Source organism: Agrobacterium sp. 22-3639C2 (genome assembly GCF_053522105.1).
Window position 1 is genome coordinate 1,043,867 of the sequence record NZ_JBNWDB010000002.1, and the last position, 26,729, is coordinate 1,070,595.

Genomic DNA, 26,729 nt, shown 5'->3' on the forward strand with positions numbered 1-26,729 from the left:
TTCTGGCCGTTTTGTGGATATTTTTCACGTGGCGCCACACGGCTTCACTCCTCCACGTCACATTCGGGCGGTGGCGTCACAGCTGGTGATAGCGACGTAAGATTTCCACGATCCGGTCATCCTGCTCCTGATCCGGCAGAAGGGCGGGTTGCCGGCTGGCGCCGACGGATGGGTCCTGAAGGTAAAGCGAGCGCTTGACCATGGCGGGCGCAAAACCGAGCGCATAGAGATCGGTGCGAAAATCCGTATAGATCGCCTGCTGGCGTTCGGCCTCAGCGATATCGCTGGCGTTGAAGGCATTGAGAATGCCGGCAAGTACATCCGGGAGCGCGTTGCCGAGGCCGGAGATGCAGCCGGCGGCACCGTTCTGCAACGACCAGAGAACGAGATGATCCGGGCCGGAATAGACTTCGAAACCGGGCATCTCCTTTGCTACCTGTAGATAGGCTTCCAGCGTCTGCTGCGCACCGCCCGAATCCTTGATGCCGGCAATGTTGCCATGGGCGGCAAGTTTGCGGGCGGTTTCCGGCTCTATGTGGTTCTGGGTTCGGGCGGGAATATCGTAAAGATAGACCGGTGTTTCGACGGCGTCGGCCACAGTCGAGAAATGGCGGATCAGCCCATCCTGGGTGCAGGCGATGAAGAAGGGTGTGATGACGGCAATACCGTCTACGCCGATGCGGTCGAAGGCTTTGGCGAGTTGCAGCGTTTCGAAAGTGGCGGGCATGCCGGCGTTGACGATGACCTTCGCACGGCCCGCAACTTCGTCCACCACCTCTTCCGTCAGCCGGATTTTTTCTTCATGCGTCAGTGCGGTGAAATCGCCGTTAGTTCCGGCGCACATGATGTTGTTGCCGGCCGCCACCTGACGGCGCACCTGCGCACGGGTCGCTTCGTAATTGATGGTTTCGTCCTCGTTGAAACAGGTCACGAGCGCGACGAAGGCTTGTTTGGTCATGAAAGAACTCCGCTTGGATTTCCAATAGTGTGATCGGCATCGGCCGGACGCACAGACTGCATATCGGGGTCGGGATCGAGGCTGGCGGAAAGAAGTGCGCGCGTATAGGCCTCGCGCGGCGCTTCGAAAACCTGCCGGACAGTCCCGAATTCCACAACCTCTCCCCGCTGCATGACCATGACGTGATCGGCAAAATCGCGGACCACCGGCAGGTCATGCGCGATGAAGATGAAGGAGAGGCCCATTTCACGGCGCAGCTTGTCGAGAAGTGCAACAACCTGCGCCTGGACAGACACGTCGAGCGCCGAGACCGCTTCATCGCAGATGATGAGCTTCGGCTCCAGCGCCAGCGCGCGGGCAATCGCGATCCTCTGCCGCTGCCCACCGGAAAACTGATGCGGATAACGGCGCATATGTTCCGGCGAGAGGCCGACCTGATGCAGCAATTCCGCGACCCGTTCGCGCCATTTCGCTTTGGGTAGTATGTCCGGATGGATCACCCAGGCTTCGGAAACCAGCTGGAACACAGTCATGCGGGGGTTCAGCGACTGGGTTGGATCCTGAAACACCATCTGTAAATCACGCCTGAGGGCAAAGAGTTCGGCAGGCGAAAGCTTGAAGAGATCACGCCCCTTCCACTCGGCGCTGCCGGCATCCGGCTCGTCGAGCCGGAGCAGAATGCGCGCGAGTGTCGATTTGCCGGAACCGCTTTCGCCAACGACAGCTATGGTTTCCCCCGCCATAAGGTCAAAGGAAACGCCCTTCAGTGCCTCGAAAGCCCCATAACGTTTGCGCACATCGCGCACACGGAGGAGCGGTTCGCCGGTCGCATTCGGCTCGTGCATTTCGCCCCTGCCGGGGGCGGCGCTGATGAGCTTGCGGGTATAGGGATGCTTTGGGTTGCGATAGACCTCGCGAACCGTGCCTGCCTCCACCAGCACGCCTTTTTCCATCACGACCACCCGGTCGGCGATTTCGGCGACGACGCCAAGATCATGGGTGATGATGAGAACGGCCATACCGGTTTCCCGCTGCAATTCCTTGAGCAGGGCAAGAACTTCAGCCTGAACCGTCACATCGAGTGCCGTGGTCGGCTCGTCGGCGATCAGGAGATCGGGCCGGAGCGCAAGCGCCATGGCGATCATCACACGCTGGCGCTGGCCGCCGGAAAATTCATGCGGATATTTCTTCAAGGCTCCGTCCGGATCAGGAATTCCAACGCGCGCGACAAGCCGCCTCGCCTCCGCTTCGGCTTTCACCCTGTCCATTCCATGGGTGGTCATCGCCTCGCGGATCTGCCAGCCGACGGTATAGACCGGATTGAGATGGCTGAGCGGGTCCTGAAAGATCATGGCGATGCGCCGCCCATTGATCTCGCGGCGTGGCTCAGCCGGCATTGTCAGAAGGTCTTTGCCATCAAGAAATATCTGGCCGCCGCTGATACGTCCGGGCGGCATGTCGATGAGGTTCATGATGGCCGAGGACGATACCGATTTGCCCGAGCCGCTTTCACCGAGGATCGCAAGCGTTTCACCACGGTCGATATGATAGGAAACATCCTTCACCGCATGCACGACACCGCCTGCGGTGTGAAACTCCACGGAAAGGTTGCGCACATCGAGAAGATGGTCAGCCATGTTTGCGGCCTTTCATTTCCAGCCGCCAGCGCTGCACGGGGTCGAGCGCAATGCGCAGCCAGTTGGACAGCAGGTTGAGCGACAGGGTGGTGAGTATGATGGCAAGGCCCGGCCAGAAGGACAGCCACCAGGCATTGGTGAGGTACTGCCGCCCCTGCGAGATCATCAGGCCCCAGGTGATTTCCGGCGGCTGAATGCCGATACCAAGGAAAGACAGCGCGCTTTCCGCCAGCATCACATAGGCGAAATCGAGCGTCGCAAGCGTTGTCAGCGTCGGCAGGACCACGGGTAGAATATGGCGGAACAGGATACGTTTGCCCGATGCGCCCATCACGCGCGCCGCCTGTACGAACATGCGTTCACGCACCTCCAGCACTTCGGCCCTTGTGGTGCGGATGTAAACGGGGATGCGGGTTATCGCCAGAACCAGCATCAGGTTGAGGATGGATGAGCCGAGCAGATAAAGCACGATGACCGCGATCAACAGTGACGGAAACGACATGATCACGTCCGCCAGCCTCATGATGATCTGGCCAACACGGTTGGAGGAAAAACCGGCGATCAGGCCAAGCACGGTGCCGGTGACGGCGGAAAGGAAAACGGCACCGGCGGCGATCATCAGTGTATTTTGCGTGGCGGCGACGATGCGCGCCAGCAGCGGGCGACCGAGCGCATCCGCCCCCAGCCAGAAATACCATTCGCGTTGCCATTGGAACGGGGCAAGGTTGCGTCCACGCAGGTTCTGCTTCGTCGCCAGCTCGCCAAGCCACGCCGGGCCGACAAAGGCGAGAATGATGACGACGATGAGGAAGATCGCGGCGCAGAGGGCGAATTTATCGGCCCACAACATGCGCAGCATGCGCGTTGCAAAGGATGGCTCATCGATAATCTCTGTATCGGCGTTTGAAAGGCTCATGGCTGAACGTCTCCTCAGTGCCGGATACGCGGATCGAGCAGCGCATAGGCGATATCGATCAGAAGATTCATCAGGAAGATCGCAAGCGCGGTCACAAGAATTGCTGCCAGCACGACGTTGAAATCGCGCTGAAGAATGGAATCGATCATCAGCTTGCCAACCCCGGGGAAACCAAAGATGGTTTCGACGATGACTGCGCCGTTGAGAAGGCTTGCCGCCTGATCGCCGATGACGGTGATGACCGGTAGCATGGCGTTTCGCAAGGCGTGGATGAAGATGATCGGACCCGATTTCACACCCTTGGCGCGCGCCGTTTTGACATAGGCAGAGGACAACGCACCGATCATCGAGCCGCGCACCACCTGAACGATGATGCCGAAGGGGCGCACGAACAGAACCGAGATCGGCAATATCCAGTGCAGCACCGAGCCGGTGCCGGAGGTGGGCAGCCAGGCGAGATTGACGGAAAACACCACGATCGCCACGATCGCGAGCCAGAAATCCGGCACGGAAGCGCCGATGAGCGAAATGGTGGAGGCCATGCGATCGAAGAAGCCACCGGAGCGGAAAGCGGCAAGCGAACCGACGACGATTGCTGCGGTGGTGACGAGGGACATGGTGATGACCGCAAGCCACAGCGTCCAGACGAAAGCCTCCAGCACCACATCCAGCGCAGGGCGGGCTTTCCTGAGCGATTCACCCAGATCCCCCGTCATCACGTCGCCCGCGTAGCGCAGGAACTGCACCATCAGCGGATCGTTCAGCCCATGCAGCGCACGAAACTGCTGCTTCAATTCCTCCGAAGCCTCCACCGGCAAAAACAGCGCGGCCGGGTCGCCCGTCAGGCGGGAGAGGAAGAAAACCATTACGATGAGGCCGATCAGGGAGATCAGGCTTGCAACGGAACGTTTTCGGATGAAGCTCAGCATGGTTACCTCCGGTGTTCAGCACGACGGCGAAGCTAAAGCTCCGCCGCCGCTCTTTGGCAGATGAAATACCGGCTTACTTGATGCCGATTTCCGAAAGCTGCAGCATCGAATTGGTGGCGATGGTGGGCTTGAAGTCCAGCCGTTCGGAGACGCGTGAGAAGCCAACCATGTGGAACAGCAGCACATCCGCCACGACATCGTCATGCAGGTAGGCGATGAGCTCGGACCAGAGCTTGGCGCGTTCATCGCCGACGGCTGCGGATGCTCGTTCGATCAAGTCATCCACCTTGGGGTCCGAGAAACCGGATTGCGTGCCCTTGGTGGCATATTTGAAGAACATGGTGAAGGACGGATCACCCTTGGAATTGTCGTGCATGGCAGCGACGATCTGCGGTCCCCGGCCTTCCTTGAAAGGCTTGGAATAATAGCTTTCGTGCTCGGCCACTTCCACGAATTTGAGGTCGATCTTGAAGCCGACTTCCTGCAATTGCTGCTGGATCGCCTCCATGATCTCGGTGACATTAGGGAAGTTCGCAGTGCGCGCGATGATGGTGATCGGCGTATCCACCTTCACACCAGCAGCTTTTGCCTCCTCCAGCAACTTCTTCGCGCCATCAGGGTCGTAGGGGAAAACCTTGACATCAGGGTTCCAGCCGAGCGTGGTCGGCGGAACGAGTGCGGTGGCCAGCACAGCACCTTCGGGAACCAGCGTGCCGAGGAAAGCCTGCCGGTCGATGGCGAGGTTGAGTGCACGGCGCACCCGCACGTCATTCAGCGGCGCGATGTTGTGGTCGAGGCGCATGTAGACCGTCTCGCTGTCGAGATAGGAAAAGTCGGTCTTCGGGTTTGTCGCGTCGAGCTGCGAAATGGAGGGTGAAAGATCGGCTTCGCCGGTCTGCACCATGGCGGCGCGAACCGAGGGATCAGCTCGGAAAAGATAGGTCGCTTCCGTCACCTGCGGCTTGGCGCCCCAATAGTCGTCACGTGCAGTCAAAACAATCTGCTGGCCCGGTGTCCAGTTGGTCAGCTTGTAAGGTCCGGTGCCAACAGGCTCGCGGATAAATTCCATCTTGGTTTCTTCGGGCACGATGGTGACGAGCGACATCAGGAGCGGCAGAATGGGCTGGGCTGGCTCTGTCTTGAAGTCGATCGTATGGTCGTCGACAATCGTGGGGGTGACGGTCATACCGCCGAAGTAACGACGGGATTCGCATGCATTCTTGTCGCTCATGATGCGCTCGAAGCTATGCTTGACATCCTTGGCATCGAAACCCGTGCCGTCGGAAAACTTCACGCCTTCACGCAGGTGGAAACGCCAGCTGCCATCCACGTTCTGCTCCCATTTTTCAGCGAGGCGCGGTTGCACGCCGTTCTTGCCGCGCACATCAAGCTCGGTCAGCGTCTCGCTGACATTTTCCATGATGATACGGCCAATATTGGAGCGGGTCGCCATGCAAGGCTCCAGCAGGTCAGCCTCTTCCGCCAGCACGATCTTGATCGGCCCCGACGCCGCAAGCGCCGGCGAAACCGCGGCGCTAAGGCAACCCATAACAAGGGCGCCCGCAATCAATGACTTCTTCATTCCGTTCTCCTCCCAGATCAGAAATTCAGCAACATGGCGGCGTGCCGCAAGAGGCATTCAAAAGCCCCGTCTCCTGCATTGAGGAGCATGGCGTGCGGATGATCGTCTCCTCCACCCGTTATCAAAGCATCGACGCTATCACATTTTTTGTCAAATTATTTTTCAGAAGGATTTTTTATTGAGACTTAGTACAGAAGTTTTATGTTTATAAAACATACACTTATTTTAATTCATCAAAAATTTTCGGACGTCCTTTTGTCTTAAATAAACTTGACAACTTTTTGAATATGCCATTTTCATCAGACCAAGAGGAGACCACGATGACCCCTGATGACATTGCTCACGCCATGACCGGAGCCATCCATGCCGTTTCGGAAAACCGGCACGAAGCGTTCCTGCCATCGCCGATGATCCAGAACCATGCGAGCTTTCTGCACCTTCTGCAGGACGGCACCCTGCTGTGCGCCTGGTTTGGCGGAACGCTGGAGGGAAAATCGGATATTTCGATCTTCGCGTCCGCGCTCACACCCGGCGCGAGCCGGTGGGGAGCGCCGCAGCGCCTGAGCAACGATCCCGCCCATTCCGAACAGAATCCGGTTATTTTCACCGCACCTGATGGCACTCTCTGGCTGTTTCACACCGCCCAGCCATCCGGCAATCAGGACGAATGCCGCATCCGCATGGCGCGGGTCGTCCACGACCCGGCAACGCCGGAAAAGCTGTCCGCCGAAGATGGCCGTTTTCTCGATCTTCCGAAAGGCTGCTTCATCCGTGCGCCGCTTCGCATCCGCGATGACGGCGCATGGCTTCTGCCGATCTTCCGCTGCGTCCAACGCCCCGGCCAGAAATGGAACGGCAGCCACGATACCGCAGCACTCGGCATATCGAAAGACAACGGCCTCACATGGCAATTGCAGGAGCTGGCGGGCTCGACCGGCTGCGTTCATATGAGCCCGGTTGCGGGCGCGAATGGGCGCTACTCCGCTTTTTTTCGCCGCCGTCAGGCCGATCTCGTTTACCGCACGGAAAGCACAGATGGCGGTCGCTCATGGACAGAACCGCTGCCGACCGACGTACCGAACAATAATTCCTCCATCGCCGCGATCAGGCTCGCACACGGCAGGCTGGCGATGATCTGCAACCCCATCAACGCCGCGCAATCCAGCGACCGTCGCGCCTCGCTTTATGACGAACTGGGCGAGGAAGACGACAGACCGGATGCCGATCCGAGCGGTGGATGTGTGCCCATATGGGGCGTGCCGCGCGCGCCGGTTTCCATCTGCCTGTCCGATGACGACGGCCGCAGCTTTCCTACCCGGATTTTGATCGAGGACGGGCCGGGCACCTGCCTGTCCAACGATTCGACCGACGGCCGCAATCTGGAAATGTCCTATCCATGGCTTCTGGAGGCAGCGGACGGTACCCTGCACGCAAGCTACACCTATCATCGCCGCGCAATCAAATATGTCCGGCTGGCGCCCGGCTGGGCAGACGCCAAGGACGGGAGAATCGGATGAGCAACATCATTGGTATCACCATGGGTGACCCCTGCGGCGTCGGCCCGGAAATAACCGTCCGCGCGCTTGCGGAAATGTCCGCCCCGGATAGGGAAGCAACGCGGATTTATGGCAACCTTGCCACGCTGGAAGCGGCGCGGGGTGCGCTTGGCATCGACATCGATCTTACTCGGAATGTGGTCGATCTGCCGGTGGAGGGTGCGCCGCTGCCATGGGGCACGCTGTCGCCGGTTGCCGGAGACGCCGCTTTCCGTTTCATTGAAAAAGCGGTGCGGGATGCCGAAGCGGGCGCAATCGGCTGCATCGTCACTGCTCCGATTAACAAGGAGGCCCTCAATCTTGCGGGCCACCATTATGACGGCCACACCGGCATGCTGCGCAGCCTGACCGGTTCTTCAGCCGCCTACATGTTGCTTGCCTCCGAGCGGCTGAAGGTCATTCACGTCTCGACCCACGTGTCCCTGCAGGAAGCCATTCAACGGGCAACGACGGAGCGGGTGCTGGCGACCATCCGCGCTGGCAATGCTCATCTGAAGCGCATCGGTTACGAGCGGCCGCGCATCGCGGTTGCCGGTATCAATCCGCATTGCGGCGAAAACGGTCTGTTTGGCACCGAGGATGATGACCAGATTGCGCCAGCGGTTGCCGCCGCGCGCGCTGAAGGCATCGAGGTACACGGGCCGATCTCCGCCGATACCGTGTTCCACCGCGCCTATTCGGGCACTTTCGATCTGGTTGTCGCGCAATATCACGATCAGGGCCATATCCCGATCAAGCTCGTCGCCTTTGATACCGCCGTCAATGTCTCGGTCGATCTGCCGATTGATCGCACTTCGGTCGATCATGGAACGGCCTTCGACATCGCCGGCAAAGGCATCGCCAATCACGGCAACATGAATGAGGCCATAGCCTATGCGCGCAAGCTCGTGGCGGGCAAGGGCGCAAGAGGATGAACACCATGTCCACAGCCTCCATTCTCATCCATCAGCCGCGCAGGCTTGCCGTTGGCGCCGGCACCATTTCTCAGGTCGGCGCCTGGGCCGTCAAAACCGCTTCGACCCTGGTGATCGCCACGCCGCTGACCGCGAAATTTGCCGACCGGCTGCAATTGCAGGGTCCTTTCACTGTCTTTGACGCCATTCCCGGCGAACCGGACACAGGGACGCTCGATGCAGCACTGGCCGCAGCGCGCGCCGCCAAACCCGATCTCGTCATCGGCCTCGGCGGTGGCTCGGTGATGGATGTGGCGAAACTCGTCGCCGCACTCTGGAATTCCAGCCAGACGCTTGAGGATGTGGCAGGACCGAACAGGGTCGCAGGGCGCGACACCAGGCTCGTCCAGATCGCCACCACCGCCGGAACCGGCTCGGAAGCCGGGATTCGCTCGCTCATCACCGATCCCGTCAAGGGCAGCAAGGTCGCGGTCGAAAGCCCTCATCTGATTGCCGATTTCGCGGTGCTCGATCCGGAACTCACGTATTCCGTGCCATCAGCTGTGACAGCGGCGACGGGGGTGGATGCCATGGCGCATTGCGTGGAGGCTTTCACCAATCGCAAGGCCCATCCGATGATCGACGGTTTTGCCCGCATGGGCTTTTCGCTGGTGGGCAAATATCTGGCGCGCGCCGTTCGCGACGGCGCTGATACCGAAGCCCGCGAAGGAATGATGCTCGCCTCCTACTATGGCGGCATCTGCCTTGGCCCGGTCAATACGGCGGCGGGTCACGCCATCGCCTATCCGCTCGGCACGCTTCTCAACCTGCCGCACGGGTTGGCAAACGCTATCGTCTTCCCGCATGTTCTGGCTTTCAACCAGCACGCCGTTTCGGCAAAGACGGCGGAGGTGGCCGGAGCGCTTGGGCTTCGCGAGCATCTTTCATCCGATGATCTTCGCAAGGCAGCGACAGATTTCTGCGCCGGCCTCGGCATTGAAATGTCCCTTGCGCGGCACGGGGCAAGCGAAACCGACCTTCCCCGTTATGCGCAAGACGCTCACGCAATCCGCCGGCTGATGGACAACAATCCCGTCGATATGAGCCTTGATGACGTGCTCGGCATTTACCGCCGCGCTTTCTAATCGAAAGTCCGGTGCGCTATCGCGCGCACCGGCTCGCCGTCACTTCCCTCAATCCGTATGCGAAGACTCGAAGAGGCGGTCACGTGATCCCGTCAGATGGTCGTGCATCAGCCGCCGCGCGGCCTCGGCATCTCCTTCGGCAATCGCCACCGCAATCGCCTCGTGCTCGGCAAACACGCGGGTAAGGCCGGATGCCTCGCGCTTCACCGACATGCCGTGAAACTTCATTCCCACCGCAATGTGGTCCTTGAGAGCCTCCATCGCAGTGGAGAAATAGCTATTCCGTGCCGCCCGCGCGATGGCAAGGTGGAACTGATAATCGGCATCCTCACGGTGGGACTGGCGATTGGTGGCGTCCCGCATCAGCTCGAGCGCCTTTTTGATTGCGACGAGCCTCTCGCCATCATGCCGCAAGGCCGCCGCCGCCGCAGCTGCCGGCTCCAGAGTCAGCCTGAATTCATAACAGTTCAGCAGGTCAGCGACATTTTCGAGCTGGCCGAAGCCCAGCGGCTCGCGCAGGCCGAATGCCCGCACATAGCTGCCGGAACCCCTTCGCGAATAGATGAACCCCTGTTCGCGCAGCCGCCGAAGCGCCTCGCGGACCACCGGTCGCGACACTTCGAATTCCATGGCGAGTTCATGTTCGGTCGGAAGCCGTTCATCCGGCTTGTAGGCGCCGGATTTGATCGCCCGGTGCATTCTCTCGAAAATAATGTCCGGAAGTGCCTTGCGCGCCGTTTCTTTCATCAGCCCCATCTGGTCAGCTTTCTCCAGCGTCATTTTCGCCAAGCATCATTTTCGCAATCCGTTTCAACGTGTCAGCTTGCCCAAAACCACCTGACTTCGCAATGATACATTGGTCGCCGGACCAGCCGACACCAAGACCGGGCAGGCACTCGCCGGCAAGGCGCAGACGCGATACCCCCATGGCAAGCAGCACCGCTTCGGCCGTGGCGCCGCCGGACAAAAGCAACGTGTCGGTCCCGGTGGTGAAAAGCGGCACGACGCCATACGCCAGCTGGTCTGAAACCTCGAGCGGGGAAAGATCTTCCGCCCCTTGCGTCGCGTAAACGAGCGTCAGGCTGGAACGAGCATGCGCGTGAAACGGCACGACGCCATTGGGTGCATCGGTGACCGATACCAACCCCGTTCCTTTAAGGATTTCAATTTGTTCAACGGTGATCGGGTCGCGCGAACCTATGACGAAAAGCCCCTTACCCGCGGGAATAGATGCCGCTTCGGGCACCGCCTGCGCTGTCATCATTTCGGCCAGCGCCTCGGCCAGCCCTCGCGCGCCCACCAGAAGATCAACCCCGTTTGCGCGCCCGGCAAGCAAAGCCTCCCTGATGTCCGCATGCGATAGGGTGTCTGGTATTGCGCAGCGGCTGGCGTGACCGCCCAGTCTTTCATGAACCGAAATCGTGCCGTCAACGCCAAAGCCGGACACGGAACCGTCTACGACGATGCGTCCAAAATCCGGAATGGCTGGCGCTACAAGCGCATGCCGATAGGAAACAGCATCCATTTCGGCGGCGATATGTCCTTTCAGGCGGGAATCGATCTTCTTGAACAGAACTGTATCGGCCGGAACCAGTGCCATCAGTTCCTGCGTGCGGCGGCGGGCTTCATCCGCCTTGCCATCCCGACAACCCAGATTGACGCTGAGGACGGCCGGCGCATCGGCCACCGCTGCACGGACGCCGTCAAGACCAATCGCAACTTCAGTCGAAAGCCCACGCCCGGCGAAGGGGGCGGCCGCATCAAGCGCACCGGTCAGGTCATCGGAAAAAATCAACAGCACGGGCGAAACCTTAAGAAAAGTTGTAATGTTTTCCTTCGATAAATTTATTTATAATCAATAGATAAATGGATGTGAATAACAAAAACAACACGACAGCTCGATTAGCCGCACCGACACATGTCGTCGTCATCGGCGAAAGACGGCAGGGAGAGGTTGATCGCTAGACGAACCGGAAAGGCAGGCCTGAGATGAGCGCTTTGACAAAGCGCTTCTTCTGAAAGCGGCCGTTCAGCGAAACGCGCGGCAACAGCATCGGCTTTTCAAGGCTATCGGCCCCAAGAATACCGGCCTGCGTGGTAACAGCTACGGGAAATCCCGCATCAAACACCGCTTTCGCCTCGCGTTCTCCCACGGCCTTTATCCAGCCATAGGGATAGGAAAAGGACCTCGGTCGACGGCCGACATAGGTCTCCACCCGTCTTGTCGATTCCTCGATTTCGTATGCCAGACGCGCCGCATCGATCTTGCGCATGTTCACATGCATCATGGTATGCGCGCCGAGATGGACCAGGGGATCGCTCGACAGCGCCTTGAGTTCGGCCGCATCCATGACGAGTTTTTCCACGATCGCGATCGGATCGATACCATGTTGCCCCGCGACACGGTCGATCCTCTCCACCGCCTCGTCCTCCGCGAATATCTGGACGAAGTTTTCCAGACGCGCAAAGGCTTCCGCTTTTTGTGGAAGGCTGCCGGATTTAATCTGCTCCGGCCCTGTCCCGAAATCGAATTCAAAGGACGTGGCTTTCTGCGTCAGCGTGGCAGTGGTTTCCCACCACACGCTACGCGTCCGCTCCACAAAACCCGGCGTGATGAAAATCGTATAGGGAACAGCATATTTCCGGAAAATCGGTGCAGCATATTCGGCATTGTTGCGATAGCCGTCATCAAGCGTGAAAGCGCAGAACGACCGTTTCTCGGAACTATCGCCGAGCAGGCCCGGCAGATCGTGCAGATGAACGGGAACGAGACCACATTCGAGCGCCGCCTCTATCGCCTCTTCCAGAAATTGTGGCGTGATCGACAAGTGTGCATTCGGCGCAAAAGCTGACGCTTCCTCGTCCGGACGAACATGGTGGAGCGTGAAGATCACGCCACGCCCGGCAAGAGCCGGAAAAGCCGCACGAACCGCCGGCAGGGAAGCTATCTCCAGCCCCGCCCTTATGACCCCATATTTCAGAGAGCGTTTTACCGACCGCAAAAACACCATTACCGATTACCGCAACTTCAAACCGGGCAGAACCCGTTTTTTGATGACTCTCCAGACCGTGAGGGGCAGGTCGATAAGGCCCGGCAAAGGATCGTTCGCCGCAAAAGCCGCCCAGCTGCGGATTGTGCGCAGAGAGGCGACATAGTCCCCAATTCCCGCCTGTCCCCGTCGATTCAACGTCAATGCGGCAATGGCATCACGGACAAGATAGGACCATGACACACCTTGCCGCGCATCTAGCATCTGGCCGCGCGGCATGTCGTTGGCAACCTGCCACAGCAGCGCGCCGAGATCGATGCCGGCCGCTGAACACAGGCCAAACCACGACCATGGGCGAGGATTAACATCGAGAAGTTTCAGCGATCCATCCCTGCCATCCCGCTTGAACTCCACCTCGACCAACCCGCTGTGACCGGCCGATTTCAATATCTTCCTTGCCGCATCGATCGCTTGAGGGTTGTCGACAACCTCGACACAGGTGCTGGTGTAACCAAAATCGACGGGATACTGACGCAGGCGTCGGGCGGTGAATTCTGCAACAGGCTCGCCATCGCGCCAGAGCGCCGCATAGGAAAACTGGCTTTCTCCCCCGCCGGGAATGAGCTCCTGCACGACGACATTGCCCGCGCCGATCTCGCCGCTCGCAGCGGCAAAAGCGGCTTTCAGCGCCTGCCTGTCATCGGCGCGGATAACCTTCGCCCGGGAAATCGCGGTATCGCCCCCGCCCATATTCGGCTTCAGGATAACGGGAAACGTCACGTCCAGCGCATCGGCGTCATCGGACGAGGTCATGGCATAGGTCCGGGGGAAGCTGACACCGAGTTCCGCCGCGCGTTTGTAGAGCAGCGGTTTCTCGCACAACCATTGAAGGGAGGACCAATCAGGCAGGACGATTTTGTAAAGGGCGGAAAGCTCGTCGCGATGTTGTGAAACGAGCTGAACCTCGCCATCCCCTGATGGCACCAGAAGACACCCTTTCAGATGATGCTTCTCTGCCATATCGCGTAAAAACGCCATCGCCCCTGCATCATGAGGACCGGACCAGCGGATCGTGTTCTTCACGAAACGCGACCAGCCCGGCAGCGGTGAATCATGGGTGATATAGTGCACAGGCACATCAAGGGCGCCAAGGCTGCGGGCAAGGGCAAGCGTGCCGTGAGCGCCACCAACAATAACAACACCTGGAATGGTCACAGCCTGATCCCCGCCCTATTCCATACCTTGATCGCAAAAATTGATAAATAAATTGGATATTTCTAAAGTATTGCGCGTTCGGAGATCGAATTGGCGGAGCCGAAGAGCCTCATGCTCTTTCGGCTGCCTGCGAACGGTTGGAAGTTTGCTTCGAAGGCAAGCGCCTTACGCCTCTTTGCGCACAGGGCGCGGCTCGCCTTTGTCATCCACCGCTACCATGATGAAGACGGCCTCCGTAACCTTTTCCCGGGAATCCTGATAGTGCCTGCGGGTCCAGGCCTCGATCTTGAGCGTGACGGAGGTGCGCCCAACCTTTTCGATCCTGGTATAGACACACAATGTATCGCCGATCTTGACCGGTTTCTTGAAGACGATTTCATGAACCGCCACTGTGACGGTACGCCCGCCTGCCACATCATTGGCGCGGACGAAGGCGGCAAGGTCCATCTGCGACATCACCCAACCGCCGAAAATGTCGCCGGCCGGATTGGCGTCAGCCGGCATGGCAAGCGTTCTGAGCGTGAGTTCCATATCGGCGGGCGGTTGCTGTTCCATATCAAATTCCTTTCAAGAACCTCCCGCCGCCGGATTTAAACAACCGCGCCCCCTCAGCCAATAGCCGATTTTTCGCGGCAGCCCTTCCAAAACAGCAAGGAATCACGAAGCCATCGTAAGCTTCGGTTAACCATGATGCGGCACGATTCCAAAAAACCGCGAGGGCGTGCGAATGGCCTATGACTGGAGTGGAAACAATAAGATACAGCAGCGCTACGACCGTATCATTCTCGCGGTTGCCAGCGTCATTGCCATCAGCCTGGCGACCGGCACCTTTGTTCTGCGCTCGCAGATGGAGCCGGACGGCACCATAAGCCTAGCCAAACAGCAACGGCTGGACCTCGAAAAATGGCATTTGCGGCTTTGATCCGCACTGTGAGATCAACAGCAGCATAACCCGGCGGCTTATTTTGGAGCGATATCCGGCTTTACGGTATTTTCCTTCATGGGGGCATGGTCCAGATGGGCCAAAGCCGGGGTAAGAACCGACAAAAATGTCTCTGATCTGCCGATATAGATAATCGCTACGCCGTCGATCCCATTCAAAACCTCCGCCAGCGTATCCTGTGTCTGTTTTTCCAGCCCTTCCAGCAAATCGTCGATGACGATGAATTTCGGCTTCAACAACAGGGCATTGGCGATCCTAATGCTGGCCTGTTCATCCGAATCCAGCTTCTTGTCCCAGCGAATGTGTTCATCAAGCCGGGGCGCCATTTCACCGAGACCGCACGCGGTCAGCGCCGCGACATAGTCTGCCTCCACAAACCGCTGGGGCGCGCGCGGATAGGCCAGAATTTCGCGCAGCGTTCCTGTTGGCAAATAGCCGTGCTGGGCAATGAAAAGCGTGTCGGACTGTTCGGGCATTTCTATCCTGCCCTGCCCCCATGGCCACAGGCCGGCCATGGCGGCAAACAGCAGCCGCCGGTTCACGCCCTGTTCGCCATTGATCATCAGACGATCACCCCGCCCGATTTCAACCTCGGCCTCACGCAGCCGGAAACCCCGCTCCAGATCCTGTCCGCCCGCATCGCGGCAGATAGTCACCGACCGAAGGCGGATTTTTTCGTTGTCGGCACTCCGTTGAAGATCGATTGCGAGGCCGTGCTGTTCAACGCTATCCATCTGGATCAGAGCGTTGCGAAACACCGAAACACGCTGCAACGTCGCCTTCCAGCTGGCAATCGGCCCGAAATTGTCGATATACCAGCGAAGTGCGGTATTGACCTGGTTGAAGGCGCCGACGGCCATCATCAGCCCGCCGAAGGTGAGGTTGCCGGAAAAATAGACCGGCGCTGCAATAAGAATGGGCGCCACAACCGCCAACCAGCCGTAGCCCGACGACACCCAGGTCAGATGCGTCATTGCTAAAGCGAGCCCGCGGATTACGCCGAGCACGGCATCGATATCAACGCCGATCCGCCGCCGCTCGTTTTTTTCACCACGCGCAAGCGCAATCGCCGCCAGATTTTCGCTGGCCCGCATCAGGGAAAAGCGTAGTTCGGCCTCTTTTGAATAACGTTCAGCATTCAAGCCGACCAGACGATAGCCGACAAGGTTGCTGAGCAGGGACGCCGAGCCCGCATAAAGGATCGCCGCCCAGACCATGTATCCGGGAATCGCAACCGGATCGCCGTTGATCGTGATGGAAAAGCCTGCCGACAATGTCCACAGAACGCCGATGAAGCTGATGAGCAGGATCGTCGCATTCACAAGGCCGATGGAAAGCGCCGTGCTGCTTTCCGCAAGGTTGCGGACATCGTCGTGCAAACGCTGGTCCGGATTGATCGCAATCGTGCCGAAACCGGCAAGGCGGGCGGCGCGCCCCGGTTTCAGCCACTGGTCCACCATATCCTTGGCAAGACCCTCGCGCATGTTCAGCGCCGTCATCTGGTTAAGCCAGGTCTGAATGACATTGAGAAGCAACAACAGCCCAGCAATGATCGCGAAGACTTCGAGCTGATGCAGGAAGGCGTCAAGATCGCGCCGCTCCAGCGCATTGTAAAACGGCGCGTTCCACTCATTGAGCCTGATCTGCCCGTAAGCGGTGAGCAATATCACCGTGAGCAGGGCAATCGACAGCAATATCAGCCGGTTGCGAACCGGCGACGTCCAGAAGGCATTGCCCATCATGCGTAGTTGCGAACGAAAATCGAGATCGAAGCCCGAAAGGTTCGCCGCACTCTTGCGCTGATCGTCGGTCACCGTTGTTGCCATTCATTCCATTCCGAAACGTCAGTCGGCAAGGAAAGCGGTTTGCGATGCTGCACCTTGCGATGCCCAGCAATAACACGCCGTTCAACCTTGTCCACAACCGAGGAGAAATCCCCAGGGAGACAATTAAAAAGCCGCGGCAATTCTTCGCGCCGGCAAACATCGGCGCCTCGGCCAACAATGCGGGTGCCTCCGGAAATGATCCTTGCTTTCTTTTCCTGCATTGCACAAAATCCAAATAATTTCAGAGGGGCGGACAAACCGCATAAACCGGAAAACCGGGCAAGGCAGATTAATGGCGATCAAAGCGAGCATCTATCATCTGACGCATTATAAATACGACAATCCGGTTCGCCTTGGACCGCAAATCATAAGATTGAAGCCCGCCTCGCACTCCAGAACCCATGTCATCAGCCATTCTCTCAAGGTTTCGCCGTCAAATCATTTCGTGAACCTTCAACAGGACCCATACGGCAATTATCTCGCCCGGTTCGTTTTTCCCGAGCCGGCGACGGAATTCAAGATCGAGGTCGATCTTGTCGCCGATATGACGGTTTACAATCCGTTCGATTTCTTCGTTGAGGAAGAGGCGACCAAGTGGCCGTTCGATTATCCGCAGGAGCTGCGGGAAGATCTGTCCATCTACATGAAACCGGAACCGACCGGCCCCCTGCTTTCCGCCTTCATGGCCACCGTGGACCACACACCCGGACAGCCGACGGTGGATATGGTCGTCGGCCTCAACGCCCGTCTGCAGCAGGAAATCGGTTACGTCATCCGCATGGAACCGGGTGTTCAGACGCCGGAAGAAACGCTGGCTTCCGGCAAGGGTTCATGCCGCGACACCAGCTGGCTGTTCGTCCAGATCTTGAGACATCTCGGCCTTGCCGCACGTTTCGTGTCGGGATACCTCATCCAGCTGACACCGGATCTCAAGGCATTGGATGGCCCGTCAGGGACAGAGGTCGATTTCACCGATCTGCATGCCTGGGCCGAGGTCTATATGCCGGGCGCCGGCTGGGTCGGTCTCGACCCCACTTCGGGGCTTTTGACCGGCGAGAGCCATATTCCGCTGGCGGCAACGCCGCATTTCCGCAATGCCGCGCCGATTTCCGGCGGTTATTTCGGCGAGGCCAATACGGAATTCGCTTTCGACATGCAGGTTCGGCGCGTTGCCGAGACCCCGCGCATCACCAAACCCTTCTCCGATGAGAGCTGGGAGAGCCTCAATGCACTCGGCGAAAAGGTCGATCAGGTTCTGAACGCCCATGACGTCAGGCTGACCATGGGCGGCGAGCCGACCTTCGTTTCCATCGACGATTTCGAATCCGAGGAATGGAACACCGGCGCGGTTGGACCGACGAAACGCGAAAAAGCGGACGTGTTGATCCGCCGCCTGCGCGAACGTTTCGCGCCCGGCGGCTTCCTGCACTACGGGCAGGGAAAATGGTATCCGGGCGAAAGCCTGCCGCGTTGGACATTTTCACTCTACTGGCGAAAGGACGGTCTGCCGATCTGGCAGAACCCTGCGCTGATTGCCGAAGAAGGCGCAAATACCGGTGTTGCGGCCGACGACGCGCAAAAGCTACTGAGCGGTATCGCCACTCATCTCGGTGTGGAGCCCGATCTGGTGCTTCCGGCCTATGAGGATCCGGCCGAATGGATCATCAAGGAAGGTAGTCTTCCCGAAAATGTCGATCCGTCCAACTCGAAACTGAAAGACCCGGAAGAACGCAATCGCCTTGCCCGCGTGTTCGAACGCGGGCTGACGACACCGACGGGTTATATTCTTCCGGTGCAGGCGTGGAACGCCAAGCCCACCACAGACAAACGCTGGGTCAGCGAGAAATGGAAAACACGGCGCGGCAAGATTTTCCTCGTTCCGGGTGATAGCCCGGTAGGTTACCGCCTGCCGCTTGGCACCCTGCCCCATGTGCCGCCATCCGCCTATCCTTATATCCATGAAGCTGACCCTTCGATCCCGCGAGGGCCGCTTCCCGAGAAATTCCAGCCCTCCGGACGCACCATGCCGGAAGCGTCTTTCCATGCGGATGAGGCATCCGGCCAGGAACGCATCGAGCAGACGCTTGGTGAAATCGGCGGCGCGGTGCGCACAGCCATGTCGGTGGAACCGCGCGATGGACGGCTCTGCGTCTTCATGCCGCCTGTCGAACGCATCGAGGATTATCTGGAACTGGTCGCAGCGGCAGAAGCGGCAGCGGCCGAGCTCGGGCTGCCCGTCCATATCGAAGGTTATGCTCCACCACATGACGAGCGTATCAATGTCATCCGTGTAGCGCCCGATCCCGGCGTCATCGAGGTCAACATCCACCCGGCCGCAAGCTGGAAGGATTGTGTCGACATCACCACGGCGGTCTATGAAGAGGCGCGACAGACGCGTCTGGGCGCTGACAAATTCATGATCGATGGTCGTCACACCGGCACCGGTGGTGGCAACCATGTGGTCGTGGGCGGGGCCAACCCGAATGACAGCCCTTTCCTGCGCCGTCCCGACCTTCTGAAAAGCCTTGTCTTGCACTGGCAGCGGCACCCGTCGCTTTCCTACCTGTTCTCCGGCCTGTTCATCGGACCGACGAGTCAGGCGCCCCGCATCGACGAAGCCCGCCACGACAGTCTTTACGAACTGGAGATCGCGCTGGCGCAGGTGCCTGCCCCTGGCCAGGGTGCGCCGCCGCTGCCATGGCTGGTCGACCGCCTGTTCCGCAACCTCCTGACGGATGTGACGGGCAACACCCACCGCGCCGAAATCTGCATCGACAAGCTGTTTTCTCCCGATGGGCCGACCGGCCGCCTTGGCCTTGTGGAGTTCCGCGGCTTCGAAATGCCGCCGAATGCCCGCATGTCGCTCGCCCAGCAATTGCTGGTGCGCGCCCTCATCGCCCGTTTCTGGAAAAACCCCGCCGCCGGCAAATTCGTGCGCTGGGGCACGGCACTTGCAGACCGATTCATGCTGCCGCACTACATCTGGGCGGACTTTATGGACGTGCTCGGAGACCTGAGGGAAAATGGCTTCGACCTGAAGCCGGAATGGTTCACAGCCCAGCAGGAATTCCGTTTCCCCTTCTTCGGTGAGGTGGAATACGAAGGCGCGAAGCTGGAATTGCGCCAGGCTCTGGAGCCCTGGCATGTTATGGGTGAACAGGGTGCCATCGGCGGAACCGTGCGTTTTGTCGACAGCTCCGTCGAGCGTATGCAGGTCCGCCTCGAAACCTCCAACCCTGCGCGCTATACCGTGGCGTGCAACGGTCGCGCCGTTCCGCTAACTCCAACGGAAAACCGAAGCGTTGCGGTCGCCGGTGTTCGTTTCAAGGCGTGGCAGCCCTCTTCCGGCCTGCATCCCGTTCTGCCGGTCAATTCGCCCTTGACCTTTGACATTTATGATACATGGTCGGGACGATCGATCGGCGGATGCATCTACCATGTTGCTCATCCGGGTGGTCGCAATTACGAGACCTTTCCCGTCAACGGCAACGAGGCCGAGGCACGCCGCCTTGCCCGTTTCGAACCATGGGGACATACGGCCGGGCAATATCCGTTGATGGCGGAAACCGTGTCGCCAGAATTTCCGCTGACGCTCGATCTGCGCCGGCCATACGGAGTGTAAATTGTCCAAAGCCCCGGCCACGGAACGCAAGACGGAAACGAGCGCGCAATCGCGCGGGCTTGACTACTCCACCTTGCCCGGCGTGGCCGATGAGATGCTCGATACCAACGGCAAGGTCAGACCGGTCTGGAAAACCCTGCTCGGTGCCCTGTCGCGCATGTCGGAACGCGAACTGCATGAGCGCTTTGCCCGCACCGACCGCTATCTGCGCGATGCGGGCGTGTTTTACCGCGATTACAGCAAGGGCAGCAGCGAAAGAAACTGGCCGATCTCCCATATCCCGGTGCTGATCGACGACAAGGAATGGACGGTTCTTTCCGAAGGGCTTAAACAGCGCGCCAATCTTCTGGAAGCCATGGTCGCCGATTTTTACGGCGAAAACCGGCTGGTGAAGGAAGGTTACGTACCGCCGGCACTGATCGCCTCCAATCCGGAATATCTGCGGCCGATGGTCGGCGTAAAACCGGCAAGCGGCCATTATCTGCATTTCTGCTCGTTCGAGATTGGACGTGGACCTGATGGCAACTGGTGGGTACTTGCCGACAGGACACAGGCGCCCTCCGGCGCAGGTTTTGCGCTGGAAAACCGGGTGGCGACCACACGCGCGCTTTCCGACATCTATGCCGAAACCCATGTTCACCGTCTCGCTTCATTTTTCGGCGCTTTCCGCGACACCTTGCAGTCGCACAGAAAACATCCGGATGACCGCATCGCGGTGCTGACGCCCGGCCCCGCAAACGAGACCTATTTCGAACACGCCTATATCGCCCGCTATCTCGGCTTCATGCTGCTAGAGGGTGAGGATCTGACCGTGGTCAACGGCCGCGTGATGGTAAGGACCGTGGCCGGACTGAAACCGATCGGCGTGCTTTGGCGGCGCCTCGATGCCTCCTATTCCGATCCGCTGGAACTGAACCAGCAATCCCACATCGGTACGCCCGGCATGGTGCAGGCGCTGCGCAATGAGGCACTGACAATCGTCAACGCGCTCGGCACCGGCATTCTCGAAACACGGGCCCTGCTGTCCTTCATGCCGCGCGTCTGTCGCCACCTGCTTGGCGAAGACCTGAAACTGCCGTCCATCGCGACCTGGTGGTGCGGACAGGAATCCGAGCGCCGCCACGTTGCCGGCAATATCGAAGGCATGGTCATAGGCCCGGCCTATTCCCGGCTGCCCTTCTTCGAAGACAACGGTCAGTCCGTGCTCGGCTCGTCCTTACGCGAAACGGCGAAGGAATCGATCAGCGACTGGCTCGCTTCCGATGGCCACAGGCTTGTCGGCCAAGAGGTGGTGACGCTTTCCACCACGCCGGCCTATATCGACAACAAGCTCGTGCCGCGCCCGATGAGCCTTCGCGTTTTTGCCGCCCGCACCCAGGATGGCTGGCAGATCATGCCGGGCGGCTTTGCGCGGATCGGCAGCAGCAACGATGTATCCGCCATCGCCATGCAATCAGGCGGCAGTGCCGCGGATGTCTGGATCGTCAGCGACAAGCCGGTGGAACGCACTACGCTTTTACCGGCGGAAGAAAGCTTCACCCGCAACATGCCGGGTAGCCTGCCGAGCCGTGCGGCGGACAATCTCTTCTGGCTCGGCCGCTATATCGAACGTTCGGAAGGCGCATTGCGCATCTTGCGCGCCTGGCACGGACGTTATGCCGAATCCGCCGACCCACGTCAGCCCTTGCTTGCGCATGTGACGCGTTATCTCGAAGCGCTGGATGTGGAAATGAACGATGCCGTGCCGGAAAGCCTGCTGAACAACATCAACAGCGCGCTCTATTCCGCCAGCAACATCCGAGACCGTTTTTCGCCGGACGGATGGCTTGCGCTGAATGACCTTGCCAAGACTGCCCGTCGGTTCCACGCAAAGGTTTCGCCGGGCGACGACGCGACCCATGCCATGACGATCCTCCTTCGCAAGCTTGCAGGCTTCGCCGGTCTCGTGCACGAAAACATGTATCGTTTCACCGGCTGGCGTTTCCTGTCGATCGGCCGCTATCTCGAGCGTGGCCTGCATATGACAAGGCTTCTCGGCCATATGACCGGACCGGATGCGCCAGATGGATCCTATGACATGCTGCTCGAAATCGGTGACAGCGTCATGACCCATCGCCGCCGATACAATGTCAGCACGGCGGGTCTGACCGTCACCGATCTTCTGGCGCTCGATCCGCTCAACCCACGGTCCATCCTGTTTCAGCTGAACGAGATTCGTACTGAGGTGGAGCAGCTGCCGAACGCCTTTACGAACGGCCAGATGTCGCCCTTTTACCGCGAGGCAATGCGGCTGCATTCCGGCCTTGCCGTCATGACGCCGGAAAACATGAACGGCGCGATCTACCGCCAGCTCGAAACGGACATGGAACATCTCTCCGATGTTCTGGCCCAGACATATCTCGGATAACCCGATGCTTTATGACCTTTCCCTGCATATGGGTTACACCTACGACACGCCGGCCCATGGCGCGCGCCACATCATCCGAGTGCTGCCCCTGTCGATCCCGGGCCGTCAGCGCTTCATCGCCGGCACCATCGATGTTTCGCCGGTGCCGGAAGAACGGGCGGTCTTTGAGGATTTCTTTCATCAATCGGCCACCTCAGTGCATCTGCGCGCACCGCACGAAAAGCTGGATATCCGCATGCAGGCGCGTGTGATGGTGGAGGCACCTGCGCTGACGGCAGATTTTTCACCCGAGCTTTCACGCCTGCCGCAAGACCTTGCAGACGTCTGGTCGGTCGACTTCCAGTCACCGCATCACTTCATCGGCGCCAGCCCGAGACTAGGGACGGATACGGCGATATCGGCCTATGCGCGGGAATTGCTGAAGCCCGGAATGACCATTCGCGAAATCGCACTCTCGATGTGCAAACGCATACACAAGGACTTCACCTATGACGGTGAAGCGACGACTGTCGATACGACACCGTCGGAAGCCTTCAAGCTGAAACGCGGCGTATGCCAGGACTTTTCGCATATCATGATCATGGCGCTGCGCAGCCTCGGAATTCCCGCCGGTTACGTCAGCGGCTTCCTGCGCACCATCCCCCCGCCGGGCAAGGAACGTCTGGAAGGTGCCGATGCGATGCATGCCTGGGTTCGAGTATGGTGCGGTGAGGCCGCCGGTTATCTGGAGCTCGACCCCACCAACGATATCGTTGCCGGCAGCGACCATATCGTCGTTGGCTATGGCCGGGACTATTCCGATGTCGCGCCGGTGATCGGCGTATTGAAGAGCTACGGCAACCAGCAGATCAAACAGGCCGTCGACGTCATTCCCGTCCAGTAATGATACATTACGTGTTATTATGAGCATACTCGAATTAATACTTGAAAAACTGCACCAATTTGAACGACATATAAAATTTAACCGTCTACATTAGTGGATTCTACATCGTTTGCGGGTTTCCTGCGCTCAGTCTAATGTTCTAATTAGTGAGCCCGTTATGATCTCCTCCGCATATCAAAAAATGACGCGCCGTTTCCTTGCCGATACGGGCGGCAATTTTGGCATGATGACGGCAATATTGCTGCCGGTGCTGCTTGGTTTTGCCGGCGCCGGCATGGAGCTGGCGAATGTGATGCAGGTGAAAGCGGACCTGCAGAACACGGCGGATTCGGCGGCTCTCGCGGCCGCGACCGAGGCCCGCTTGAAAGAAGGCGCTCTGACGGACGAACAAATCAAGGAAATCGCCAAGGCCTTCATCGCCAGCCAGATGGAAAAGACCCTGACCGAGGAGGAGAAGAAGGCGCTCGAGAAAAACTCTCCAGTCAATATTGGCACAACGGACGATGCGCGCGGCAAGACCTACACCATCCAGACCACGATAAACTACCAGATGCAGCTTAATCCGCTCTTGGGGTTCTTCGGGGCGAAAACACTCGATCTTGCCGCGACAGGCACCGCGGTAAGCACTGTCAACAAGGGCGCGCCGATCTCCATGTATCTGGTGCTCGACCGCTCGGGTTCGATGTCCTTCAAGACCGATACGCTCAACACCAAGAAAACGTCGTGCCAGAACTACACGGTCGATAACTGGGGGAGTTATCCCAATCTCAAAAATACATCGCCCTGCTACGTCAACAAGGCTACTTCGCTAAAAACCGCGGTCGGCTATCTCGTCGCGACGTTGAACAAGGCCGATCCCACTTATACCGCCAACGGCGGTTCCGAACTGGTTCGAACAGGAGCCTCGGTCTATACGCATGAGACCTACGCGGCCCAGCCTATCACTTGGGGTACTAGCAGCGTTGCCACCTATGTCGACAAACAGATCCCGGAGTTTCCGTCTGGCGGTACGGATGCCCGCAGCAGTCTGAATGCCGCATACAACGCCCTTAAAAAAGCGAATATCGTTGAAGCGAAAGAACACAAGGACAAGAAAAGCGAATCCTTCGAGCGATACATCGTTCTCATGACGGATGGCGAAATGACGGGGAACAGCTCCTCCTGGAGTTCCAGCATCGACCAGACTGTGCGCAATACCTGCGATACGGCCAAGAAAGACGGTATCAAGATTTTCAGCGTCGCGTTCATGGCGCCGGACAAGGGCAAGTCGCTGCTGCAACATTGTGCGTCCAGTCTCGACAATTATTACGCGCCTGAAAACATGGAGCAGATCGTTACCGCCTTCGGCGAAATTGCCCGCAAGGCTGCCGGTAGTTTGGCAACGCTGACCAATTAAGGGAAAATCAAGCCAGCATCCCCCGGAAACGACCCCGCTTCCGGGGAGCGATGTTCCCGGGGCGACCTTGCCGGGTTGCATGGCTGGCACGGCGTGCGCGGCAGGTGACAGCGCCGGCGACACATGGCATAGGAGAGCCGCTCCCATTCACAGGCCCCTGTCATGATCCGCATCGAAAATATCAGCAAGTCGAACAGTCACCGCATTCTCTACATCGAGGCCTCCGCTGCGCTCAATCGCGGCGAGAAGATCGGCCTTGTCGGCCCCAACGGTTCTGGCAAGACCACGCTGTTCCGAATGATGACCGGCGAGGAACAGCCCGACGAGGGACAGGTCGTCGTCGAAAAGGGCATGACGGTCGGTTATTTCAACCAGGACGTCGGCGAAATGTCTGGCCGTTCCGCCGTGGCCGAAGTCATGGAAGGCGCCGGCCCGGTCAGCGAAGTCGCGGCCGAACTTCGGCAGCTGGAGGCCGCCATGTCCGATCCCGACCGGATGGACGAAATGGATGCCATCATCGAGCGTTACGGCGAAGTGCAGGCGCGGTATGAAGAACTGGACGGCTACGCGCTGGAGGGCCGCGCGCGCGAGGTTCTGGACGGGCTGAGCTTCAGTCAGGAAATGATGGATGGCGACGTCGCCAAACTTTCCGGCGGCTGGAAGATGCGCGTGGCGCTCGCCCGCATCCTTCTGATGCGCCCGGACGTGATGCTGCTCGACGAACCCTCGAACCATCTCGATCTCGAAAGCCTGATCTGGCTCGAAGATTTTCTGAAGAACTACGACGGCGCGCTTTTGATGACCTCGCACGACCGCGAATTCATGAACCGCATCGTTACCAAGATCATCGAAATTGACGCTGGCAACCTCACCACCTATTCCGGCGACTACGGCTTTTACGAACAGCAGCGTGCGCAGAACGAAAAGCAGCAGCAGGCGCAGTTCGAACGCCAGCAGGCGATGCTCGCCAAGGAAATCAAGTTCATCGAGCGCTTCAAGGCGCGTGCCTCGCATGCCTCACAGGTGCAGAGCCGCGTCAAGAAACTCGAAAAGATTGACCGCGTCGAGCCGCCCAAGCGGCGCCAGACGGTCGCTTTCGAATTTGCGCCGGCGCCGAGATCTGGCGAAGATGTCGTCGCGCTGAAGAAAGTGAACAAGGCCTATGGCAGCCGCACGATCTATGGCGAACTTGACTTCATGGTGCGGCGCAAGGAACGCTGGTGCATCATGGGTGTCAATGGTGCCGGAAAATCCACCTTGCTGAAACTCGTGACTGGCACGACCACGCCGGATTCCGGCAATGTCACTCTCGGCGCCAGCGTCAAGCTCGGTTATTTCGCCCAGCACGCCATGGATGTTCTGGACGGCGACAGCACCATTCTGGAATGGCTGGAGGAACGTTTCCCGAAAGCCGGGCAGGCACCGCTGCGCGCCCTTGCCGGCTGCTTCGGGTTTTCCGGTGACGATGTGGAGAAGCGCTGCCGCGTTTTGTCCGGCGGTGAGAAGGCCCGTCTGGTCATGGCTGCCATGCTGTTCGACCCGCCGAATTTCCTCGTGCTGGACGAGCCGACAAACCATCTCGACCTCGACACCAAGGAAATGCTGATCAAGGCCCTGTCGGAATATGAAGGCACCATGCTTTTCGTTTCGCATGACCGCCATTTCCTGGCCGCCCTTTCCAACCGGGTGCTGGAACTGACGCCTGACGGTATCCACCAATTTGGCGGCGGATATACGGAATATGTAGAAAGCACCGGACAGGAAGCGCCGGGCCTGCGCAGCTGAGGCAGCTTGACGGACGTATGAGACGCAGAATTCCCGGGACAGGTTT

The 26,729-nt window shown here is 59.0% G+C and carries 21 protein-coding genes; 9 read left to right on the forward strand and 12 right to left on the reverse strand.

Translation table 11 applies throughout. The features are described 5' to 3' along the window. Positions 1-76 precede the first annotated feature (76 nt). The 5 genes from ACQZ6D_RS12485 to ACQZ6D_RS12505 form a co-directional block, all read right to left on the reverse strand. Positions 77-958, reverse strand: coding sequence for a dihydrodipicolinate synthase family protein (locus tag ACQZ6D_RS12485; RefSeq protein ID WP_038494355.1), 882 nt, complete (start codon positions 956-958; stop codon positions 77-79). Beyond that, positions 955-2,595, reverse strand: a complete 1,641-nt coding sequence (locus tag ACQZ6D_RS12490; protein WP_038494358.1) for an ABC transporter ATP-binding protein — start codon at positions 2,593-2,595, stop codon at positions 955-957. Before ACQZ6D_RS12490 ends, ACQZ6D_RS12485 begins: the two co-directional genes overlap by 4 nt. Further along, positions 2,588-3,511 carry an ABC transporter permease gene (locus ACQZ6D_RS12495; protein ID WP_038494361.1) on the reverse strand — a complete coding sequence of 308 codons (924 nt, stop codon included), beginning with the start codon at positions 3,509-3,511 and terminating at the stop codon, positions 2,588-2,590. Before ACQZ6D_RS12495 ends, ACQZ6D_RS12490 begins: the two co-directional genes overlap by 8 nt. A 14-nt stretch (positions 3,512-3,525) precedes the next feature. Next, positions 3,526-4,440, reverse strand: coding sequence for an ABC transporter permease (locus tag ACQZ6D_RS12500; protein ID WP_003511517.1), 915 nt, complete (start codon positions 4,438-4,440; stop codon positions 3,526-3,528). Positions 4,441-4,513: 73 nt separating this feature from the next. Beyond that, positions 4,514-6,022, reverse strand: a complete 1,509-nt coding sequence (locus ACQZ6D_RS12505; protein ID WP_038495835.1) for an ABC transporter substrate-binding protein — start codon at positions 6,020-6,022, stop codon at positions 4,514-4,516. A gap of 320 nt (positions 6,023-6,342) precedes the next feature. Here ACQZ6D_RS12505 and ACQZ6D_RS12510 point away from each other — a divergent pair, with 320 nt between their 5' ends. From ACQZ6D_RS12510 to ACQZ6D_RS12520, 3 genes are read left to right on the forward strand one after another with little or no spacing between them, the layout of a single operon-like run. Continuing rightward, positions 6,343-7,539 (forward strand): sialidase family protein, encoded by a 1,197-nt coding sequence (locus tag ACQZ6D_RS12510; protein WP_111782982.1) that lies wholly within the window; start codon positions 6,343-6,345, stop codon positions 7,537-7,539. After that, positions 7,536-8,492: a 4-hydroxythreonine-4-phosphate dehydrogenase PdxA gene (pdxA, locus tag ACQZ6D_RS12515; protein ID WP_038494367.1), complete on the forward strand. Its 957-nt coding sequence runs from the start codon at positions 7,536-7,538 to the stop codon at positions 8,490-8,492. The genes ACQZ6D_RS12510 and pdxA overlap by 4 nt, the downstream gene beginning before the upstream one ends. After that, positions 8,489-9,616 (forward strand): iron-containing alcohol dehydrogenase, encoded by a 1,128-nt coding sequence (locus ACQZ6D_RS12520; RefSeq protein ID WP_065704462.1) that lies wholly within the window; start codon positions 8,489-8,491, stop codon positions 9,614-9,616. Before pdxA ends, ACQZ6D_RS12520 begins: the two co-directional genes overlap by 4 nt. Positions 9,617-9,664: 48 nt before the next feature. Here the strand turns inward: ACQZ6D_RS12520 and ACQZ6D_RS12525 are convergent, their stop codons facing one another. From ACQZ6D_RS12525 to ACQZ6D_RS12545, 5 genes are all read right to left on the reverse strand, one after another. Beyond that, the gene (locus ACQZ6D_RS12525) at positions 9,665-10,372 is read right to left on the reverse strand and encodes a FadR/GntR family transcriptional regulator (RefSeq protein WP_003511522.1); all 708 of its coding nucleotides are present in this window, start codon (positions 10,370-10,372) and stop codon (positions 9,665-9,667) included. A gap of 4 nt (positions 10,373-10,376) precedes the next feature. After that, a complete protein-coding gene (locus tag ACQZ6D_RS12530) occupies positions 10,377-11,417 on the reverse strand; it encodes a four-carbon acid sugar kinase family protein (protein ID WP_111789632.1) in 1,041 nt (346 codons plus the stop codon). Between the two features lie 160 nt (positions 11,418-11,577). After that, positions 11,578-12,627, reverse strand: a complete 1,050-nt coding sequence (locus ACQZ6D_RS12535; RefSeq protein WP_448729959.1) for a polysaccharide deacetylase family protein — start codon at positions 12,625-12,627, stop codon at positions 11,578-11,580. Positions 12,628-12,633: 6 nt separating this feature from the next. Beyond that, positions 12,634-13,821: a carboxylate--amine ligase gene (locus tag ACQZ6D_RS12540; RefSeq protein ID WP_065660426.1), complete on the reverse strand. Its 1,188-nt coding sequence runs from the start codon at positions 13,819-13,821 to the stop codon at positions 12,634-12,636. 165 nt (positions 13,822-13,986) lie between these two features. Then, positions 13,987-14,376, reverse strand: a complete 390-nt coding sequence (locus ACQZ6D_RS12545) for an acyl-CoA thioesterase (RefSeq protein ID WP_003511527.1) — start codon at positions 14,374-14,376, stop codon at positions 13,987-13,989. Between the two features lie 172 nt (positions 14,377-14,548). On the opposite strand from ACQZ6D_RS12545, the gene ACQZ6D_RS12550 reads away from it, so the two are divergent. Next, on the forward strand, positions 14,549-14,743 hold the full coding sequence (locus ACQZ6D_RS12550; RefSeq protein WP_013761913.1) for a hypothetical protein: 195 nt from the start codon (positions 14,549-14,551) through the stop codon (positions 14,741-14,743). A gap of 38 nt (positions 14,744-14,781) precedes the next feature. Here ACQZ6D_RS12550 and ACQZ6D_RS12555 read toward each other — a convergent pair whose 3' ends face one another. Both ACQZ6D_RS12555 and ACQZ6D_RS12560 read right to left on the reverse strand, forming a co-directional pair. Continuing rightward, positions 14,782-16,590 (reverse strand): ABC transporter ATP-binding protein/permease, encoded by a 1,809-nt coding sequence (locus ACQZ6D_RS12555; protein ID WP_035199741.1) that lies wholly within the window; start codon positions 16,588-16,590, stop codon positions 14,782-14,784. Then, positions 16,575-16,811, reverse strand: coding sequence for a hypothetical protein (locus tag ACQZ6D_RS12560; protein WP_158006614.1), 237 nt, complete (start codon positions 16,809-16,811; stop codon positions 16,575-16,577). The genes ACQZ6D_RS12555 and ACQZ6D_RS12560 overlap by 16 nt, the downstream gene beginning before the upstream one ends. Positions 16,812-16,882: 71 nt before the next feature. On the opposite strand from ACQZ6D_RS12560, the gene ACQZ6D_RS12565 reads away from it, so the two are divergent. The 5 genes from ACQZ6D_RS12565 (at position 16,883) to ACQZ6D_RS12585 (ending at position 26,683) form a co-directional block, all read left to right on the forward strand. After that, the gene (locus ACQZ6D_RS12565; protein ID WP_003511533.1) at positions 16,883-20,212 is read left to right on the forward strand and encodes a transglutaminase family protein; all 3,330 of its coding nucleotides are present in this window, start codon (positions 16,883-16,885) and stop codon (positions 20,210-20,212) included. Between the two features lies 1 nt (position 20,213). After that, positions 20,214-22,619, forward strand: coding sequence for a circularly permuted type 2 ATP-grasp protein (locus ACQZ6D_RS12570; protein ID WP_003511535.1), 2,406 nt, complete (start codon positions 20,214-20,216; stop codon positions 22,617-22,619). A 4-nt stretch (positions 22,620-22,623) separates the two neighbouring features. Beyond that, positions 22,624-23,502 (forward strand): transglutaminase family protein, encoded by an 879-nt coding sequence (locus tag ACQZ6D_RS12575; RefSeq protein WP_003511536.1) that lies wholly within the window; start codon positions 22,624-22,626, stop codon positions 23,500-23,502. 157 nt (positions 23,503-23,659) lie between these two features. Further along, positions 23,660-24,898 (forward strand): vWA domain-containing protein, encoded by a 1,239-nt coding sequence (locus ACQZ6D_RS12580; RefSeq protein WP_003511537.1) that lies wholly within the window; start codon positions 23,660-23,662, stop codon positions 24,896-24,898. Between the two features lie 162 nt (positions 24,899-25,060). Further along, positions 25,061-26,683 carry an ABC-F family ATP-binding cassette domain-containing protein gene (locus ACQZ6D_RS12585; RefSeq protein WP_003511539.1) on the forward strand — a complete coding sequence of 541 codons (1,623 nt, stop codon included), beginning with the start codon at positions 25,061-25,063 and terminating at the stop codon, positions 26,681-26,683. The last annotated feature ends 46 nt before the right edge of the window (positions 26,684-26,729 follow it).